This window comes from Desulfosporosinus metallidurans (assembly GCF_001936615.1).
Taxonomy (GTDB): domain Bacteria; phylum Bacillota; class Desulfitobacteriia; order Desulfitobacteriales; family Desulfitobacteriaceae; genus Desulfosporosinus; species Desulfosporosinus metallidurans.
The window spans coordinates 1-19216 of sequence record NZ_MLBF01000009.1 but is presented as its reverse complement, the minus strand read 5'-3'; the positions used below and the strand labels follow the sequence as shown (position 1 = coordinate 19216).

Annotated in this window: 16 protein-coding genes and 1 pseudogene; 11 read left to right on the top strand and 6 right to left on the bottom strand. The window is 45.0% G+C overall.

Annotated features, from left to right (window positions below):
* The first annotated feature begins 55 nt into the window (after nt 1-55).
* Entirely contained in the window at nt 56-775 is a 720-nt protein-coding gene (locus DSOL_RS07980) for a DUF6385 domain-containing protein (RefSeq protein WP_075364341.1), read from the top strand.
* Nucleotides 776-939: 164 nt separating this feature from the next.
* Here the strand turns inward: DSOL_RS07980 and DSOL_RS07975 are convergent, their stop codons facing one another.
* The 6 genes from DSOL_RS07975 to DSOL_RS07955 all read right to left on the bottom strand — a co-directional run bounded on the left by DSOL_RS07975 (nt 940) and on the right by DSOL_RS07955 (nt 7675).
* A complete protein-coding gene (locus DSOL_RS07975; RefSeq protein WP_075364340.1) occupies nt 940-1935 on the bottom strand; it encodes a glycosyltransferase family 4 protein in 996 nt (331 codons plus the stop codon).
* Between the two features lie 38 nt (nt 1936-1973).
* On the bottom strand, nt 1974-2924 hold the full coding sequence (locus DSOL_RS07970) for a CgeB family protein (RefSeq protein ID WP_075364339.1): 951 nt from the start codon (nt 2922-2924) through the stop codon (nt 1974-1976).
* 217 nt (nt 2925-3141) lie between these two features.
* Entirely contained in the window at nt 3142-3696 is a 555-nt protein-coding gene (locus DSOL_RS28770; protein ID WP_235838736.1) for a hypothetical protein, read from the bottom strand.
* Nucleotides 3697-3716: 20 nt separating this feature from the next.
* Entirely contained in the window at nt 3717-4907 is a 1191-nt protein-coding gene (locus DSOL_RS07965; protein WP_235838735.1) for a hypothetical protein, read from the bottom strand.
* 112 nt (nt 4908-5019) lie between these two features.
* Entirely contained in the window at nt 5020-6573 is a 1554-nt protein-coding gene (locus DSOL_RS07960; protein ID WP_075364338.1) for a YncE family protein, read from the bottom strand.
* Between the two features lie 112 nt (nt 6574-6685).
* The gene (locus DSOL_RS07955; RefSeq protein ID WP_075364337.1) at nt 6686-7675 is read right to left on the bottom strand and encodes a glycosyltransferase family protein; all 990 of its coding nucleotides are present in this window, start codon (nt 7673-7675) and stop codon (nt 6686-6688) included.
* 328 nt (nt 7676-8003) lie between these two features.
* Here DSOL_RS07955 and DSOL_RS07950 point away from each other — a divergent pair, with 328 nt between their 5' ends.
* From DSOL_RS07950 to DSOL_RS28765, 10 genes and pseudogenes are all read left to right on the top strand, one after another.
* Nucleotides 8004-8243 (top strand): hypothetical protein, encoded by a 240-nt coding sequence (locus tag DSOL_RS07950; RefSeq protein ID WP_075364336.1) that lies wholly within the window; start codon nt 8004-8006, stop codon nt 8241-8243.
* 47 nt (nt 8244-8290) lie between these two features.
* Nucleotides 8291-9430 (top strand): glycosyltransferase family 4 protein, encoded by a 1140-nt coding sequence (locus DSOL_RS07945; protein ID WP_075364335.1) that lies wholly within the window; start codon nt 8291-8293, stop codon nt 9428-9430.
* Between the two features lie 109 nt (nt 9431-9539).
* Complete coding sequence (locus DSOL_RS07940) at nt 9540-10526, top strand: SDR family NAD(P)-dependent oxidoreductase (protein WP_075364334.1); 987 nt, start codon at nt 9540-9542, stop codon at nt 10524-10526.
* Nucleotides 10527-10552: 26 nt separating this feature from the next.
* On the top strand, nt 10553-11245 hold the full coding sequence (locus DSOL_RS07935) for a nucleotidyltransferase family protein (RefSeq protein WP_075364450.1): 693 nt from the start codon (nt 10553-10555) through the stop codon (nt 11243-11245).
* A 35-nt stretch (nt 11246-11280) separates the two neighbouring features.
* The gene (locus DSOL_RS07930; RefSeq protein WP_075364333.1) at nt 11281-12165 is read left to right on the top strand and encodes a dTDP-4-dehydrorhamnose reductase family protein; all 885 of its coding nucleotides are present in this window, start codon (nt 11281-11283) and stop codon (nt 12163-12165) included.
* A 16-nt stretch (nt 12166-12181) separates the two neighbouring features.
* Nucleotides 12182-13246: a polysaccharide biosynthesis protein gene (locus tag DSOL_RS07925; RefSeq protein ID WP_075364332.1), complete on the top strand. Its 1065-nt coding sequence runs from the start codon at nt 12182-12184 to the stop codon at nt 13244-13246.
* Nucleotides 13247-13346: 100 nt separating this feature from the next.
* Nucleotides 13347-16559 (top strand): glycosyltransferase, encoded by a 3213-nt coding sequence (locus tag DSOL_RS07920; RefSeq protein ID WP_235838734.1) that lies wholly within the window; start codon nt 13347-13349, stop codon nt 16557-16559.
* A 403-nt stretch (nt 16560-16962) separates the two neighbouring features.
* Nucleotides 16963-17307: a hypothetical protein gene (locus tag DSOL_RS07915; protein ID WP_075364448.1), complete on the top strand. Its 345-nt coding sequence runs from the start codon at nt 16963-16965 to the stop codon at nt 17305-17307.
* 43 nt (nt 17308-17350) lie between these two features.
* Nucleotides 17351-18376: an exosporium glycoprotein BclB-related protein gene (locus DSOL_RS07910; RefSeq protein ID WP_075364331.1), complete on the top strand. Its 1026-nt coding sequence runs from the start codon at nt 17351-17353 to the stop codon at nt 18374-18376.
* 321 nt (nt 18377-18697) lie between these two features.
* Nucleotides 18698-19216: pseudogene (locus DSOL_RS28765) on the top strand (hypothetical protein); the annotation flags it as partial.

Genomic DNA, 19216 nt, shown 5'->3' with positions numbered 1-19216 from the left:
TAGTGTGTGATATGGAAAATTTAGGATAGAGAGAAAGAGAGGAAGAAAAAGAAGCATGGCGAACTTTAAAATTTTCCAAGATAATCCTGATCAGGCAAAAGTCAAGATATTCGGTAGTAATAATGCGGCCTTAAACACGGATTCCTCGGGTAACCTAACAATTACGTCAACGGGTTTGGCAATTACTGCCCCGACAAACGGCTTAATGGTAACTGCACCGGCATCCGGTCTCGCAATAACGCCTCCAACAGGTGGTTTAGCGATCACTCCGCCGACGAATGGTTTAACAATTACGTCAACCGGTTTGGCAATTACTGCCCCGACGAATGGGTTGACGGTAACCGCGCCGGCATCCGGTCTCGCAATAACGCCTCCAACGGGTGGCTTGGCGATAACCCCGCCGACTGGCGGTCTGCTTATCACATCCGCAGGACTTGCCATTATCAGTGCGACGACAGATGTATCCGCTACTCGTGCTAATATCATTGATACGGCAGGGAGCGGAGATACAACCTACAACGTTTTGGGTGTCAGGACATGGACCTTTGGCGTAGTCAACGACTCATTAGCCACCAACGCCCAAGCACTGGTAAAAATGCAGATTAGCCCGAATGGGACAAACTGGTTAGATGAAGCCGGCCCAGTTACTATTAACCAAAACGCATTGTCTACTTTAGTAACATCGATATTTCTAAAGTATGCGCGAGTATACTATAGCGCAGTGAATGCGGCGAGTGCGGTCACCCTGAATATTTTCTTCCAAGGAGAATTGTAGAAACAACCATAAAGGGATATTTATCTAGCGGAAGGAGCCAGGAAAGGGAAAGCGCCGGGCTCCTTCTGCGTTTTTTTCATGGAGCATATTTGGCACATTGTAATGAAATGTCCTGCATTTGAGCATTATTCCCAAAGTATTGTGTAGAGCGAACTTCCGGTCAATTAATCCAGTACTGTTTGATAAGCATCTAAGGTTATTTCTCCAACTTTAGACCAGGAATACTGACCGTGTATATGCTGCATTAAGGGCAGGGGCGAGGCATTGAAGGATTGTTCAAGGGCAGTACGTAAGCTCACATCATCCAGAGGGTGCACATAAAGGGCCATATCCTGGAAATATTCCTTAGGGCTTCCTTGGTCCGTAGAGATGACAACGGTACCGCACGCACCTGCTTCTATGCTGGATAAGCCTGGAGTTTCAAACCAACTAGTCAGGGCATGAGCTTTCGCAGCAGAATAAGCAGAAGCGAGCAGTTCGCCCTGTAAAGTACCAAGATAGCTGACGTTAGAATAGGATGTCACATTCTGGAAATACTTTTGGTCATTTACGGGTCCAAGAAGAACAAGAGAAAGTCCGAGTTCATGTGATATTTTCGCCAACCAATGCTGATTCTTGCGTGTTGAAATTCGGGCAGCACAAAGCACAAATTCGTCTGGAAGATCAGGGAACCGTTCCCGAAAGAGCTGAGGGCTCGCACCAATAAAGGAATCGGGAAACCCATTGGGAACTACGCGATAAGAAGAGACATGAGGAAAGTCGTTCTGTAGAACGCTTATCTCCAAATGGCTATTGGGGAGCAAGAGAGTCGATTCACTCACTAGGCGGGCCCGCATCGGCTGCATATGCTTCCAGACAGCTAGGGCATTTGAGCTTACGCCTTCGCGCTTCAAGTAGGCATTTGGAGACCAATAAATGGGGGATAGAGCGATCCTTTTCATTTGCTTTTGAGCATTGAGAAAGAACATATAGCTTTCTTTAATTCGCGTGATGTTGAAGATGTGTACCAAATCATAGGGAGACAGGTCCATATTGGGATCAGCCGATAGGTGTACTTCAACCCCGAGGTTTTTGAGGGCTTGCCCTGTTGATACTATTTGGACAGTATCTCCGGCAGGGTTTTTCATGAAGTCTGGGCGAGCTTGGAAAAGTACTTTCATTTAGAGAATCCCTCCCAAAAGATACTCAGTGAAATCAATTATAGTTTTTCAAGAAACGTCCGAACGGACTGGATACGGTTCTGATAGGTATGGTTGCGGTACACTTCTTCCTGACCTTGGCGAGCAATCTTTTGGCGGAGATCCTCCCGGCTAAGGTAAAACCGCACAAGTTCTAACGTCTCCTCCGGATGACGGCTCCAGACGAGGTGGACGTGGTTTTTAAACGTGTTTTCAAGGGCAGGGGACCAGTGGGTTAGGAAAAAGGCTTTACAGCCTAAGGCTTCGAAGGTGCGCATGCTCATCATGGTGGGAGAGCCGATTACGGAATGTAAGCCTAAAACAATTTTTGCTGAAGAATAAGCACAAGGCAACTGATCATAGGGCAAATAGCCTTGGTAAATCTCGGGCGGCAAGGTGTATTGGTCGGTGTTCGCCAGCCATTGTTCGTTGCCAAAAACTTTCAAATCAAAGGGCCCGGAACGTAACGGAGTGAGGATTGTTTCTAAGCCAAATTTCCTTTGGGGGTACGAAGTATAGTAATTTGCAACCAGAAGTAAATCGCAAGAATACTCCGTCGATGGTTCAGTCTGATGGTGAAAGGCCGGATTACAGGCAAAATGGAAATAAAGCGCGCGTATTTTCTCGCGTTGATAAAGGGGGAGACATTCTTGGGCAGGGGTAAGTACCAGACTGGCCCCGCGTCCCAAAGGACGGGACATGCGGCGCCAGTCTGGAGGATCATCAATGGCCCAATAGATGAGTGGGAGGGAATGACGACGTAAAAAGGGAAAGAGTTTCTGAGCCACAGTGGAAATCGAGACCCCCTCAGCTAGAGCAAAATCTGGCTTCCAGGTCCTTAACAAATCAGTCAAACGGTCTTCCCAGTCCGGCAGTCGGACTGGGACATAACGGATGGTATCCATAGGGGAAAAGCCTGAGGCTAATCCATGGTATAACAGCGAGGAATCATTTAAAAGGAGTATCTTCATTCGTAGCGTCTCCATTGATGATTCGATTGTTCGATGACAACCTCTAAGGTTTTAATCAGGCTTGCCGGGTTAATGTGGTATCGCTGAGCAGCCTGCTCAACGCTCATACTGAGTAAACTTTTGGCCCCTCAACCGGATGTCAGTATCCCGAATTTCCGGAAAACATTGGATGTTTGAGGATACTTGGATAGAATTGTGGCAAGATTTGAGCTTAAATCTAGGTGATCCATTTGTTCCAGAATCCCCCTTTATTCTTTACATCTTTTTGCTCCTCTTGGAGTTGAGAAATCTGAACCTCGAGATTTTCCAGTGAAGAATCGTTTTCCTCCTGCTTGTTCAGCATAACCCGCAGAACTTGAGACAGGCTTTGGGTTTCCTTTTCAAGATTGGCCATGGCCTCTTTGACGGGTTCAAGTTCTTCGAGAGGAGTTTCGGCTAATTCTGGAAGAGCTGTTTCTTGTTTGGCCTGAAAAGCGTTTCCAGCTATGGCTTCAAGAATTTGGTCAAACTTCGAAAGCATGCTGTGAAGGATTAGACTCATGTTGTTGTTTCCTTCCTCGAGATGAGCAACTGTTGTGATTAAATGCTCCAGTTTGGCGTTTTCGACTGAAGATTGAGGCATAATGATCTCCTCTGAAAATTTTTTAGGCAATTCGGTTTCGATTAGTGCTTCGGCGTCTGTTAGTGTTTTAGTTTCCCCAGATTCTTCCAGTACAGTTTTTTCAACTACTTCGACAGGAGCGGGCGTACTGGAAGTTTCAGGTTTTATCATTTCCGAGGGGTTCGGTGATTTTACATCATTCTGAGGGAGGGAAACTTGTGGGAGCGGATAGGAATTGGGAGATATTTGTTCAGGATAAAAAGCGGGCACAGGGGGGGGGGAGCCGGAATAACATGGACAGGTGGGAATTGGAAGGTTATAGGAGAGGGAACGTCCCGTTTTTTTAGGTTGAAGCCTAATTCACGGTAATAGGCTGGAGCGCGTCGCTCAGTTTGACTTTCCAACCAGTAAGTTAGATGCGCATTTCTCCCTCCTTTATGCACCCATTGTAAGGGGCTATGTAAGGGAGTATGAGAAGAAACCAGTTTCCACCCCATACCATCATTTTGCATGAGGGTTTCTTCTCCTGTATGAGCCAGTAACCACAGAACACCGTTTATTTCCAAGGCCCCAATACCTTTCCAGGGAGAACGGAATGTCTTGATAGGGGCAGGTGAAGGATGCCAAGGGCTGGTCAAAACAAGGGCATCGGTCTGTTGTGCCGAACGAAGTTCAAACTGTCCTTTGAGGTTTTTTGTGACCCAAAATAAATATTGAACGTTGTCCGAGGTCATGAAGGCGGCCATATCCACGACTTCGTCGGAGATTTTCAGGGTTTCGGTTGGAGAGCCCCATATGTGAAACGTTCCGTTAAAACGATTTGTAAAGAGGAGAGAATGCCTTCCTTGGAAGGTCATGGTTAATAAATGAATATTTCCCTGACTGTCAAGGTTTACGTGATAAAGGGGTTCTCGTGGATGCACAACTTCTCCTAAATGGACGCTACGCCAGGAGGCACCGTCCCAAAAACGGTGTTCGATACGCCAGAGATCGGGTATAGATTGATGAGCATAACCGTAAAAGATATGTATCATCTTACCTTGCGGAAAGAGAAAGAGTCGGCGGTATCTGGTGGAGCGCACATCCAGTTTGGCAAGTAAAGAGGTCTGGGGTGCCCCTGATCCGGAAATGAGAGTGTAACAGAGTTCTCCACTTGTTTTGAGTACGACCATATGAACCGTTTTGGAATCCGTCATGATCCCTTGGGCTAATAGTAGAGGTTCCGTAGTGCGATAGAACGGTTCAGGATTGTTTTCTCCAAAAAGAGCACATCCTTGGGGGTCGATATGCAAGTACATGGATTCTTTTTCATAGGTCAAAAGAAGGGGGGCTAAAGTGGTTCGAGACAGGAAAGCCAATACGATCACTTCCTTCGTTTTCATCGCTCATAAGTGATCCAATTTGTGAAAAAGAAAAGGCCGTTGTGGACGGCCCTTTCCTTCTGGAAGGGCAAGAATTTGTCTGACATAAGAAGTTAAAAGCAATAAGAAGAGTTTATCGGCAACTATCTAGTTGGGGCGGGAAGAAATCACTGGGGAACGGGGTAAGGGTGGTGTCAAAGAAATTAAGGCACGGGTTTTCCGGTATTACCGGGAATTCTTCACAGGCTGTGGGTTCTGGGCAGAAGCCGAAGGCTGGAACGAGGAGTTGAACTATGCCGGTTACTTTAGTGATGACAAAGCTTCCAATAGCTAGTTGAATCGTGGCCGTGGTGAACAAAGGGCTGGTTAAGACTTCTGTTCTTGTTTCAATGCGCAAGTTAAAGTCGAATTCTGGTCGAGTCGGTGGGAAGTAGAGGACAATGTCTTTGTTAATATCTGGCAGGTTTCCTGTTACCGTAAACAAGGTTCCAGTTGAATCCCGCAAGGTTAACGTATAGGGGATTTCGATCGTGAACTGCACTCTTGAGAAATTCGGACGGGATGGAATTGGGGTAATGACCACACTTCCGGGAACGATCACTCCGTTTGCAAAGGTCATGCTGACAAAGGTAAACGGAGGAACACCAGTCGGCAAGGTGACGGTGAAAGCTGGGAAGCATTCCCTTTGTTGACAGCTTGCATAGACCTTTTCGACGATAATGCAGACGGATTCTGTGATCTCTTCGAGTTGATAGGGGTCAGTCAGGTCAATGGGATCACTGGGGGATAATGCAGACCCAACTCTGCCCACTGTAATTCCTCGAGGCGGGAAGGAAGTCGGAAGCGCAGCGGCAATAGTATTCGTATTTGTGTTAATGATACTGATCGAGCTGTCCCCTTCGTTTGCAACCCATACTTGTGTGCCATCTCCGGTAACATCCAGGCCAAGAGGGTTGATGCCTACGGGAACGGTCGTTATCACGTTAAGTCCTGTAGTTGAAAGTACGCTAACACTGTTTGACCCGAAGTTGGTCACATACATAAAGACGGGATTTACAGGATTGGCTGCGATCTTTTGAGGGTTAGAGCCGACAGCTATTGTACTGAGAATAGTATTGGTTGCAGTGCTGATAACACTGACGTTGTTGCTGCCACTATTGACAACAAAGAGCTTTGAATTATCCAAGCTGACGGCCAACCCGTTGGGTGAAGTACCTACAGCGATCGTAGTGATGACGGTATTCGTTACTGGATTAATGACAGAGACTGAATTGCTGCCGCTATTGCTGACGTATACGCGGCTGCCATCACGGGCAATAGTGACATCGACAGGGCCTGTGCCGACTGTAATAGTGCTGACCACGGTATGAGTCGGAATGCTAATAACTGAAACAGTTCCGCTTCCAGAGTTTGTCACATAGGCTGTAGTACTAGTCGGATCAATTGCTACTGAAGTAGGTGCAAGACCAACGGGGATTGTAGCCAAGACTTGATTAGTAGAGGTGCATATGATGGAAACAGTGTTACTGCCCAAATTAGGGACTAAAACTTTTGTACCATCCGGTGTGCGTTTTGGGAATTGCGGGTTAGTGCCCACGGGAATGGTGGCGACGAGCACGTCGCTGTAAACATTATATATGGCGACGGCATTGTCGAGTGTTACCCAAGCATGGGTTTCAAATAGCATGTGTGTATTCCCCCCCCTTTTTTTGATTCGGAAAATGAGTTAGGACCTGAGCGGTACTTTCAACGTATACTATTCGATCGTAGAGTAGGGTGTTACACTCCATCTTTCATTTCTATGAAGTCTTGATAAAAATTTGCTGAAGCATCCGGCCTGCCCGTTCAGTCCAGTCGTTAGCCTGGGCGTAGGCCATTCGTTCCGCTTTGCAGGAATCCTCTCCTTCCAATAAATGACGTAGGCGAAGGGAGAACAATCGGGGGTTACTTTCAAGATTGATTTTCGGAATTGTAAGGAGTTCGGGAAGCGGTGTCCCCAGAACCCGGATTCCCGAGGCATAATATTCATAAAGTTTGATGGGGTTGCACCCTTTGGTCATTGCTGTTTGAAGAAATGGAATAAGCCCAATTTCAAAGTGATGAAGATAAGCTGGGAGTTCAGGATAAGGTTTTAGACCTAAATAGAACACATTCTTAAATTTGAGTGGAAATTTATTGAGTTGAAAAAGGGCTCCAATAAAGACAAAGTTTAATTCTGTGTTTTCCCGGATTACGACCTTGAGCAATTCCCAATCGATCCAGGGGGCTATTGCTCCACTGTAGCCAATGATGGGTTTACCAGACGGAAGATCAACAGGGCGGTTATGTGGGGATGGCGAAAAATGAACGACATCTACACCGTTCGGTACGAGGTAAACATGAGAATGTCGTTTGGAAAAATAGTCGTAAATACTTTGGCTACTACAAAAAATGAGATCTGCTCTTTCTAGGATCGCGGGATAATAGGGTGCCCAACTGGCAAATTCCTCTTCAGGCTCATCCACAGCATCATAGATCACAAGATCTGGGTCGTAATTTTGAATGGAGTTAATATGCGAGGGAACGGTTAACCAGAGAATGCGTGGCCGGGGATGGGGAATATCCATGGCAGAAACCCCCTGACAGAGGAGAAAGGTCGGGGATAATCGTTTGATTCTTGGTTTAGAAAATTTACCGAGGTCTTCATAAAGAACAGTCTGGCCGGACGCGGAAAATTGACCCAGCAGCTGTTGTGGGCGCTGAAACATCCAACTCCAGGGGATGGAGGGAGGGTAGATAATCGTAGGCATTAGTAACCTCCTTGTAAGGTTATCTTCGTATATAGGATATGTTAATAAAGTATAATCGGGAATGGTTAAAAAGTTGGGGTTGTAACAAAACTGGTTTTCCAGTTTGTTACAACCCCATTTTGTTCGAGACTCCCATCAAAATTCAAGTATTATTCACCACTGTGTTGGAGTATCATCAATGCTATTTTTTGGGGATAGTGCAGCACCATCGAAGAAATCTCAAGTTTTGTTTTCCATCTGCGTTTGGGGAAAATAGTACCATTTGTTGTAATAGAATCATAATATACACAAATAAGACAAGTTAAGGTTGATGAATAGGAGGATGAGAATGGAAGGCGAGGAAGTGCAAATCCTCAAGGCAGATATCGTAGAAATCAAAGAAGCTGTTAAGGACGTGTCAGCCGTGGTTAACGATATGAGAGTATTGCTTGCCGGAAATTATGTCACCAAACAGGATTTCGAAGAATATAAAAAAGGGACAACGCTTAATCGACGTTGGTGGGCGGGCTTTATCATAGCCTTAGCCGGGGCTTGCGTGACGATAGTGAGTATTCTTTGGAAAATATAAGTTGACTGATACAGAACCAGTTGATGATTTGGTATTGAGGATGGGGAGTGATTCTGCTGAACGTCTTGTCGTTGACCAATGAATTTGAAGAGGAAAAATTCGGCGGCGCAGGAACGGCAGTCACAGGCATGCTAGATATGCTTGACCGTTTGGGTGTACAACAAACGGTCATTGTGCCTCGCAGTGATTGGAACGTCCCTGGTTGGTTCTTGCGGGGACAACTGATCAAAGTCTTAGGATTACCCCGTAATAGCCATTATTTTGGTTATTTAGGGATGATCAAGACCGATGTCGTGCGTCAGGAGTTTCCTGAGCTTAATCAGGAATGGGATTTAATTCATATTCATGCTATCAATTTTACCCCTTTGGCTTATACCCTTTCAGGAGGAGTTACACCAATACTCTTTTCCGTTTATTCTTTTTTGCGCAAGGAGTTAGGAGACCGACCTGAACCTGAGTTACAAGCCCAATTCAAAATTCAAGAAGAACTTCTCATGCGTTGTCAACGCATTCACCTCATCAGCCAGAGTGAAAGAAACTACCTGGCTGAGCGTTTTCCTCATTACCTTTCTAAAGCGGAAGTCCTGCCCCTCGGCATTTCTTGGCCAACAGAACGTTGGCAACAAGGAAAGGCGAATGAATTTCTTTATGTTGGTAGACTATTGGATTATAAAGGAATCGAAGATTTGATCAGGGCCATATTTATAGTGAAGCAAAGCGGGCGGAAAATTCACCTAGATATTGTCGGTCAGGGTCCTGATAACTATGAAATCTACTTGAGAAAACTTGTGCAGTCTATGAAGCTGGAAGCGTGGGTTCAGTTTCACGGCTGGAATTCGAGCTCAGAAGTCAGGCGATGGATGGGGCGTACGGCTTGCCTAGTTGTTCCGAGTTGGCGTGAAGCCTATGGACTGGTAGCTTTAGAAGGAATGGCGATCGGTATTCCATTAATTGTATCAACAGCGGGGGGGTTGGCAGATCTAGTCTCCGATTCGCGAGCTCTAATTTTTGAAACGGGTAATGTAAAGCGGTTGGCAGAGACTCTGATGACCGCGCTCGATAACCCGCTTCTCCTAAAATACCATGCAGCCAGGGGCCGAGAGAGGGCCTTGACGTTAGAATGGGGACAGCTTGCTTCAAGATATTTGACTCTTCTGGAGCATACGAAGGACAAAAACAATCTATGAGAAGGAAAATGACGTTAGGAAGTGGTTGTAGAGGGAGCAACGGTGTCAGATATACAAACACCGACATACGATATATCAACGATTGCAGAAGGGAGAATGGGGTAGTGTGATGTGGGAGCAAAAACAGGTCTTGGTCACAGGAGCTGGTGGATTTATCGGTAGTCACTTGACAGAGGCTTTGATCAAAGCGGGAGCTAAAGTTCGTGTCTTTATTCGTTATAATTCCAGAGATGGTCGTGGGAACTTGGAGGATTTAGAGCCAAGGGTACTCGAACAGATCGAAATAATTGCAGGAGATTTACGGGACGCGGATGCGATCGAACGATCCGTAAAGGGGTGTGACGCTGTTTTTCATCTAGGTGCTTTGGTTGGAATTCCTTATTCCTATAAAAACCCTCGCGAGGTTGTGGAAACGAATATTTTGGGGACGTTCAATGTTCTTACGGCAGCGCGTGATCATGGAGTGAATCGAATTGTCCATACTTCAACCAGTGAAGTATACGGGTCTGCACGTTATGTTCCGATTGACGAGGCTCATCCTCTTCAGGGTCAGTCCCCTTATTCAGCTAGTAAAATTGGGGCTGATATGTTAGCCGAAAGTTTTTATGCTTCATTTGAACTACCGGTCGTTACGATAAGACCGTTCAATTGTTATGGACCTCGACAGTCGGCCCGGGCCATCATTCCTACTCTTATTACTCAGGCCCTTGCCTGTGAAGAAATACGCCTTGGAAATACGGATGCTCGGCGTGACTTTACCTTTGTAACGGACACGGTGGAGGGGTTTATGAAAGCAGCGCAGACTCCGGAGGCCGTTGGAAAAGTCATTAATGTGGGCTCAGGGCAGGAAATTTCTATTGGGCAATTAGCTCACATTATTATAAGTACGCTACAGAGTACGGCCAAAATTGTCGTGGACGAAGCGCGGATTCGTCCGATCCGTAGCGAGGTAAACCGTCTTTTAGCGGATAATCGTTTAGCTAAAGAAACGTTAGGATGGAAACCTCGTGTGTCATTGGAAGAAGGGGTCAAAAGGACCGTAGCCTGGATTGCCGCCCATATGAATCGTTTTCAGATAGGGAAATATCAAATTTGAATATTGAAATGAAGAAGGGGAATAAAATGCAAACCATTATTTTAGCGGGTGGCAGAGGTTCACGCCTAGATCCGTATACTCGGATTTTACCTAAGCCCCTTTTTCCCATTGGGGACAAACCGATAGCGGCCATTCTTGTGCATCAACTTCAAAGTGCGGGCGTTGATGAAATAATCATGTGTTTGGGATATCTTGCAGATCTCATAAGGCTTTACTTCCAAGATGGCAATCAGTTTGGCGTGCCTATTCGCTATTCTGTCGAAACCGATCCTTTAGGGACGGCAGGCCCATTGAGACTTGTCAATGATTTAGAGGATGATTTTTTAGTCGTCAATGGGGATGAATTGACCGCCTTGGATTTCCGGGCGTTGTATGAACACCATGTTGCGATGAAAGCAGATATGACGGTCGCTGTACACAAGAAATCTGTTTATTCATCGTTCGGAGTCTTAGAGATTAAGGATGGTCAAGTGACTGCTTATTCGGAAAAACCAACCCTCAACTATTGGGCCAGTATGGGAATTTACGTTTTTAACAAGCGGATTCTTTCGTTAATCCCTGAAAAAGAACGATTTGATATGCCAGACCTGGTTCAGCGTCTTCTTAGGGAAGCGGCTCAGGTTGTGAGCTATGAAAGTCAGGACCTTTGGTTTGACATTGGGACGATGGCAGATCTCGAAAAGGCTAAAAAGGAGTTTAAACAGTTCAAGCTTCCTTAAAACGGACTGGTTGTGATAAGGAGTGGGAGATTGGCATGAGAAAGGTATTGATCTTGGGAGGGTCAGGGATGTTAGGGCATACCCTCTTTCGCTCTCTTTCAGAGGATCCAAGTCTTGATGTCTTTGCAACAGTCCGCTCTGCGAAGGAATTATCAGGCTGGTTACCAACGGAGCGTATGAAGAAGGTACGCCGAGATGTAGATATCCATCATACAGATAGCCTTGTAAAGGTTTTCGCTGAGGTAAAGCCAGATCTTGTCGCGAATTGTATCGGAATCATCAAGCAAGTACCAGAGGCCCAAGATTCACTCGCGACGATCACTGCTAACGCGCTTTTACCGCACCGCATTGCCTTACTCTGCGATGCAGCGGGTGCGCGTATGATCCATGTCAGTACAGATTGCGTCTTTAACGGAGAGAAAGGGGGCTATACGGAAAGCGATTTTCCCAATGCCACCGATCTCTATGGAAGAACAAAAGTTCTCGGTGAAGTAGTCTACCCTCATTGTGTTACCCTACGGACTTCGATTATTGGGCATGAATTGAAAGGAAACTATGGATTAGTTGAATGGTTTCTCAGGCAGAAAGAAACAGTGAGTGGTTTTAGGAAGGTCATCTATTCCGGCTTCCCGACTGTTGAATTATCCCGGATAATTCGTGATTACGTGATCCCGAATCCGGAAATGACGGGGCTTTACCACGTATCATCCAATCCAATCTCAAAATATGAATTGCTTAAACTCATTGCTGTTCAGTATGGTAAAAAGATAGAGATCGAACCAGACGAAAGTTTTCCACTCGATCGATCGTTGGACTCATCAATATTCCGTTCCCTAACAGGCTACAATCCACCAACGTGGACGGAACTGGTTCGTGAAATGCATTACGATTTCTTGCAAGGCCCATATCAAAACGGTTAATTCAAGGGGGATAAAAATGAAGCCTTTCGATGACAAAGTAATTGTGATTACAGGTGGCACAGGTTCACTCGGTAAGGTGTTAACCCGTCGGCTCTTACAAAAGGAACTAGGTTCCCCTAAGAAAATTATTATCTTTTCACGTGATGAAGCGAAACAGCATGCTATGCGGGTCGAATACCAGCATAAACGAAACGTAACCGATGAAGTGATCTATGACAATTTTGCTCGATTAATCGAGTTTAGAATAGGGGATATCCGGGATTATCATTCCATCTGCTCTGTGTTAAGGGATGCGGATATAGTCATCAATGCAGCGGCCCTCAAACAGGTGCCTTCTTGTGAGTATTTCCCTTTTGAAGCAGTACAGACCAATGTGCTTGGTCCGGAAAATATAATACGAGCTATTGATGAAAATAAGCTTAAAGTAGAAACGGTCGTCGGGGTCTCTACGGATAAAGCGTGCAAACCGGTGAATGCCATGGGAATTTCTAAGGCCATGCAAGAGCGGATCTTTATCGCTGCGAATGTAACGATTCCCAAGACTAGGTTTATCTGTGTACGCTATGGTAATGTGCTTGCCTCCAGGGGGTCTGTCATTCCTTTGTTTCATGAACAAATTAAGCACGGGGGCCCGATAACAATTACGACAAAGGAAATGACGAGATTCTTATTACCCTTACAAAGTGCCGTTGATACCATTTTTGCTGTCATAGCAGGAGCTCAGCCCGGCGAGATCTTTGTACCCAAGATCCCATCTGCACGTATTTTGGATGTCGCAAAGGCTTTAATTGGAGACCGTGATATTAAGCTTATAGTTACTGGAATTCGGCCAGGGGAAAAGGTTCATGAAATTATCGTTTCGGAAGAAGAGGCCTGGCGAACCTACGACCGAGGAGAATATTACGCTATTGAACCCATGCTACCAGAATTGCTCAAAACAAAGCCTGGCGTTCAAGCGTTGTCCAAAGAATACAGTTCTGACTATTCACTTATGACGTTTGAAGAAACGGTGGCATTGTTACGAAAGTATCACTTAATGATTGATCAAGAGTACAAGGATGAGGGAGAATTTTTACGCTAAGGGGCTTATAAGAGAGGATCAAAACGATATGAAAAAATACTCAATTGTTTGTATTTGTCAAATATATAATGAGTTATGCAAAGGTAACTTGGAGCGGTTTGTGAGCTGTATCAAACCGTTAGTGGAGGATTTAATCGTCTATGATGATGGTAGCACCGACGGTAGCTATGAATACATGTTGAAACAAACATCGCATGTCATTCGGGCAACCAAAAATGATTTTGTGAATGAGCGCAGCCATAAGCAACTCCTGCTGCAAGAGGCCTTAAAGCTGAAGCCGGATTTTATCTTATGGATGGATGCGGACGAAGTATTGACAGCCAATGCTGCGGATCAGCTTCAAGAATTGTGTAATGTATGTATGGAAAAGCAATTTGATGCGGCATGTTTTCATGAGATAAACCTTTGGCGCAGTCATTCTTGGCAACGGTTAGATAGTTTATTTGCCTCAGGTTGGTTTTGTCGTCTATGGCGAGTGATTCCTGGACTTAGCTTTAACGAAACTAAACCTGGTCTCCATCAACAAGCTCATCCTTCGACAATTCAAACTATGGTTTGGGCAGAAGATATTCAGGTACTGCATTATGGTTTTTCTTCTAAACAACGATTAGCCTATAAATACCTTGTTTACAAGTCTCACGGACAACGTGGGTATGAAATGCTTGATCGTTTGATCAGTGAAGAACAGCTAGTGGTGGTGAAAGTTCCCCGGGAACTTTTTCCAGAAGGCTTGTGGGTTGATGACGAGCAGCCTAATCCGTTAACCTTTGCGCAGTCCTTGGCTTATGTCGAACAATACCGGGAAGAAGTGTTTAAACCAAAATTCACGCTTATTTGTTTAGTCTACAAAAGTGTTGAATGGTTAAAATTTGTTTATGAGCAGGTCTTTAAATATACAGACATGACGGACAAGGAGTTTTTTTTTGTAGCTAATGATGCAAACCCCTCGGTGCTTAGTTATTTGCGTACTAACTATATCCCTCATTATGTTTTTGTGAACACCCCTCAGCAACAGGCCGAATGGTTTATCAATAATGTTTATCGAGCCTACAATTTTGCGACCAGCAAGGCTCAGGGAGATTTCGTCGTTTTCATCAATACAGATATGGCGTTTACGCCAGGTTGGTTTGATAGCCTATGGGGGGCTTATAACGGGGAGAACTGTGTCACCTCTCGATTAGTGGAGTCCGGGAAGCTGCGAAGCGGTCAATATGGTGTGGAAAAAGACTTTGGCCGGGATTATTCGTCCTATCAAGAAATCGAATTTCAACAGTATGCCCATGATCTTGCTGAGTCTAAATTGGTTGACGGCGGCCTATATATGCCCCTCTTAATCCGTAAGGAGCATTTTGAGAGGGTGGGGGGCTATCCTGAAGGAAATATTGTCCCAGGTAGCGATTTCGATCATCCGGTCATGGCCCGGCAGGGAGAAGCATGTATATCCGGGGATAATGTCTTGATGCTGAAACTCCAGATTGTAGGGATAAATCATCAAACAGCGTTTGACAGTCTAGTTTATCATTTTCAGTGTGGGGAGTTGGATAGTCCAGGAACTGTAGCAGTTGCACCGGGAAAAATAAATGTTGCGGTATGTAATGACCTTGTTACAGGATCAATGGGAGAAAAGGTATTGTGGAATTTTCTCCTGGAATCGTTACCTTCTTCAGTGGGTATTGATATGCAGAGTGTTGGCGCCCAGGGAGATTATGCGGCTAACGCGAATATTTATATAACGCAACATTACCCAGAAGTTGAAGTCCTCATTCAAAATGCGACGTTTATTAGTACTGTTGATCAATTCCGCTATACTATAGCGTTTTTACAGGATGACCTTAGATCCATGGGCAGGGCAAACGCGCAACAAGAGGAAAATTTACGGCGGGCATCTAAACGTGTTACAAATTCTCTTCAAACGGCGCTGTCCTATCCAGAGTATGAATTTGAGATAATTCCTGTTGGGGTGGATTTGGAACTGTTTAAGCCGCTTAATAAAGGGGAGGTTCGCCAGGAACTCGGGTTTGGCCCAGGACGAATAGGAATCTTTGTCGGGGACTTTTCTGAGGTTAAAGGGTGGAGCAAAGTTCGTGCTTGTATTGAACGACACCCTGAGATCGCTTGGATTTTGGTTTCTAAAAGCGAGGAGACCTATACTAGCTCTAATGTTTGCGTGTTTAACCGGATACCCCAGACCCTCTTGGCCAAACTCTTAAACTGTGCTGATTTCTTTATTATTGGTTCACCCGTTGAGACTCAGTGTTTGGCGGCCATTGAGGCTTGTTTATGTGATGTTCCGGTAGTCATGCCTGAAGTGGGCATATTTAAAGATTTCAGCGAAGAAGAGCGTGCAGAGTGCGGAATTTTTGGAGAGGATTTCGAGGCAGCCCTTCAAGCATTACCCAACCGATCTTTTTCCCCTCGGCGAGTTATGATTGAGAAGAAACTGTCCACCCAAGATTCCATGCAAAAGTGGCACCAGTTACTAACCACTGTCTTTCAGGAACTCATGATTGCAAAATCTAAGTATTCAAGAGAAGTCGGACGGCATAAAGTATCAATCATCATAACAACATTTCAAAGAGTGCCTTTGTTAAAATGGGGATTATATTCATTATCCCTACAGACAATGCCCTTTGAGTTTGAAACAATCGTCCTTAATGATGGATTACAAGATGAGACAGAAGAGATCTGTAGCGAGTTCAAGGAAAAACTCAACTTAAAATATATATTTACCGGACAAAGAAATCTTGACGGTGACCCGGTTTGGCGGGTACCTGGTTTTGCTTTAAATATTGGGGTAAAGCAATCCACCGGGGATATTTTAGTCATGTGTTGTGCCGAAATGTTTCATATCAACGATACCATTGTTAGGCTTACTAGGCCCATATTTGATAATCCTAAATTGCTGGGTATTCCGGTTGGAAAAGATGACCGTGATGGGGCTTTTCTCGAGTATATTAACAAGCATAACGGAACGTTTGAGCTTAATGCGTACAATAAATGTCTTGATTTATATACGAAAATGCCGTTTTTAATGACCTTACATCGCAGTCAGTTTTTTGAAATCGGGGGCTATGATGAAGATTTTTTAGGAATCGCCTATGATGATCGGGATTTCATAGAACGATTATTGAGAAACGGGTGCAGCTACTGTCTGACAGATGCGGCAACGGTACATTTGTATCATCCCAGAGCAGAAGGTTATTATGAGGGTGACGGTCCCTCTGAATGGGACTATAACAAAAATTTGTTTTTTTCTAGAATTGGTAAAATAGTAAGAAATGAAGGGAGAGAGTGGGGTGTTTTACGATTGTGAAAAATTACTACCAAATCATGTAATGGATTAGGTAGACAATTTAACAGTTGTCCAAAAGTAAGGTTGTTAATTGAGCTATTAACAACCTTACTTTTGTTTTCCGTTTTTTCCTCAGAGATAATAATTTGTAGAGGATCCAATTAAGGTTTTCGGTAGCCATGGCTCGAACAGGATGTTCGAGATCAGAGCATCGCCATGACTCAAACAAGGATGTTTGAGGTTAGAGCATCGCCATGGATGGCTAGATGCCGGGAGGGCGAGAAGCGGGCGCCTGAACACGAAGGCTGTGGGTAAGATGAGCAGCTTGGAATAATTACATATTATGGATTTAATGGAACAAAAGGTAACAAAAGAAGGACATGAACAATACAATGAATTAACCCATAATTTAGGAGGTGAGACGATGCCTTATTTAACAACGGGTTTGTTTGATAACACCGCGGTCGCTGGCGTTAGACCGAGTTCAACCCTGTCAGTAAATATCTCGAATAATGATACTTCTACTGTAGCAATTCAAATTGAGGGATTTTTTCAGAGTGGAACGACAAAAGTGAAGTATGTAGAAGAGTTTTTTACTCTAGCTGCAGGAGCAGTGGCTTTGAAAAGCTATTATGCCCAATTTGATGCCTTTGAGTTTCAATTGTTTGTTAGTTCACAGGCTGTAGAAGTCTCTGCTTGGGGGAAAGACGCAACCGGAAACCTTACTTCGGCCCATCGGGCTGTGGCCACAGAGATTAATCCATTTTAGCAGGCAGCTATAACAAAGCTTAAATTTAAGGAGAGATGAGACAATGGCTTCATTAACTACCGGATTGATAGACAATCTTGCAGTAGCCGGTGTAAGACCCACTTCAACGCTTACAGTAAGAGCCACAAATGACGATACAATTATTGCTAATATCCAAATTGATGGGTTTTACGTGACAGGGACTACGAAGACACAATATGTCTCGGAGGTTTTCAGCTTGGTCCCCGGGGAGGTAGCAACAAAAAACTATTACGCGCAGTTCGATGCTTTCGAGTTCCAGTTCATTACCAGCTCTGACGCTGTGGAAATCTCGGCTTGGGGAAAAAATACTGGTGGGAATTTGACCGTTGCTCATCGCATGGTAGCAGAGGAACTTAATACGATAGGTTCAGCAGGAATAACAGGAGCCACAGGAGCAACAGGAGCCACAGGAGCAACAGGAGCAACAGGAGCAACAGGAGCAACAGGAGCAACAGGAGCGACAGGAGCAACGGGGGCAACGGGAGCAACGGGGGCAACAGGAGCCACAGGAGCAACAGGGGCCCCCGGCAGTGGTGCCATGATACCTTATTCGTCAGGGAGTCCTATTACAGTGACCACTATTGCGCTGGGAGCAGCAGGCACCCCAAGTTTTGTTGGGTTCGGAAGTTCCGGCCCAGGCCTTACTTCCCTCGGGGCAACCATAGACCTTACGGGTCCCTCGGCCACAGCGCTTAACTTTGCTTTTTCAGTTCCCCGCGCTGGGATTATCACGTCAATAGACGCTTTTTTTAGCACTACGGCGCCGTTAACCCTGACTGGAACAACTCTGACTATTACGGCACAGCTATATAGCTCGACAACCCCTGATAACATTTTCTCTCCTGTTGCTGGTACTGCAGTAACTTTAGCGCCAGCTCTTACAGGTGTCGTTGCAGTGGGCGCGATTAGTAATGGTACTCTTACAGGATTAGCAATACCTGTTACCAACCAGACTCGATTGCTACTGGTATTCTCTGCAACAGCTGCAGGTGTGACACTTGTTAATACGGTACAAGGGTATGCCAGCGCGGGTGTAGCAATATCATAACTCCACTGACTTACCGGACCGGTTTTTGATAACGTAAACAAGACATGATTTATTTTATCTAAAAGGCTGTTGACAATGATTTTTTTCAACAGCCTTTTAGATATTGCAACCCTTAACATGTCAATTGAACAATACTATAAATAAACCAATTTTAATTTATTATTAGAATTATTTTGAGGGCGTGTTGGGATTAGGGTCTGAGGAAAAGGTCGGAATGGATTAATTCATAATTGTAACGTTCAATCTATGGTCGCATTCGTTCGCAAGGCTACAACTTGGATTGTTCAAATAGGTAATTTAATACGGTTAGGGGGTGTATAAGTGTCATCGATTAACTTGACAACTGGAGTGATATTGAATACTCCTGTTTCCGGTGTAAGGCCAACTACAACGTTCACAGTATTAATCACCAATGATGGTACAACGACTGAGTTCGTTGATATCATTGGGTTTTATTTGAATGGAACAACAAAGACAAAGTATGTTCTGGAATTATTAAATTTGATTGCAGGGGCTGTAACAACCAAAGAATATTTTGCACAGTTTGATGCTTTTGAATTTCAGTTTATCACTAGCTCTGAGTACGTTAAAATTTCAGCGTGGGGTAAAAATACCGTGGGGAAGTTGACTGACGCTCATCGCGTGCTACCAGCAGAGCTAAATCCAATAGATGTGCTTCCACTCATTCAGGGACCAACAGGGGCGACCGGCCCGACCGGCCCGACCGGCCCGACAGGAGCGACAGGAGCAGACGGAGCGACAGGTCCGACAGGAGCCACGGGGCGACAGGATCGACAGGAGCAACAGGGCCGACAGGAACTACAGGAGCAGACGGAGTCA

What these genes read in the sequence shown, in the direction of transcription:
- DSOL_RS07935 (WP_075364450.1), top strand. Translation starts at nt 10,553, where the DNA reads ATGCAAACCATTATTTTAGCGGGTGGCAGAGGTTCACGCCTAGATCCG.
- DSOL_RS07915 (WP_075364448.1), top strand. Translation starts at nt 16,963, where the DNA reads ATGCCTTATTTAACAACGGGTTTGTTTGATAACACCGCGGTCGCTGGC.
- DSOL_RS07950 (WP_075364336.1), top strand. Translation starts at nt 8,004, where the DNA reads ATGGAAGGCGAGGAAGTGCAAATCCTCAAGGCAGATATCGTAGAAATC.
- DSOL_RS07975 (WP_075364340.1), bottom strand. Translation starts at nt 1,935, where the DNA reads ATGAAAGTACTTTTCCAAGCTCGCCCAGACTTCATGAAAAACCCTGCC.
- DSOL_RS07910 (WP_075364331.1), top strand. Translation starts at nt 17,351, where the DNA reads ATGGCTTCATTAACTACCGGATTGATAGACAATCTTGCAGTAGCCGGT.
- DSOL_RS07960 (WP_075364338.1), bottom strand. Translation starts at nt 6,573, where the DNA reads ATGCTATTTGAAACCCATGCTTGGGTAACACTCGACAATGCCGTCGCC.
- DSOL_RS28770 (WP_235838736.1), bottom strand. Translation starts at nt 3,696, where the DNA reads ATGATAAAACCTGAAACTTCCAGTACGCCCGCTCCTGTCGAAGTAGTT.
- DSOL_RS07940 (WP_075364334.1), top strand. Translation starts at nt 9,540, where the DNA reads ATGTGGGAGCAAAAACAGGTCTTGGTCACAGGAGCTGGTGGATTTATC.
- DSOL_RS07955 (WP_075364337.1), bottom strand. Translation starts at nt 7,675, where the DNA reads ATGCCTACGATTATCTACCCTCCCTCCATCCCCTGGAGTTGGATGTTT.
- DSOL_RS07925 (WP_075364332.1), top strand. Translation starts at nt 12,182, where the DNA reads ATGAAGCCTTTCGATGACAAAGTAATTGTGATTACAGGTGGCACAGGT.
- DSOL_RS07970 (WP_075364339.1), bottom strand. Translation starts at nt 2,924, where the DNA reads ATGAAGATACTCCTTTTAAATGATTCCTCGCTGTTATACCATGGATTA.
- DSOL_RS07980 (WP_075364341.1), top strand. Translation starts at nt 56, where the DNA reads ATGGCGAACTTTAAAATTTTCCAAGATAATCCTGATCAGGCAAAAGTC.
- DSOL_RS07965 (WP_235838735.1), bottom strand. Translation starts at nt 4,907, where the DNA reads ATGAAAACGAAGGAAGTGATCGTATTGGCTTTCCTGTCTCGAACCACT.
- DSOL_RS07930 (WP_075364333.1), top strand. Translation starts at nt 11,281, where the DNA reads ATGAGAAAGGTATTGATCTTGGGAGGGTCAGGGATGTTAGGGCATACC.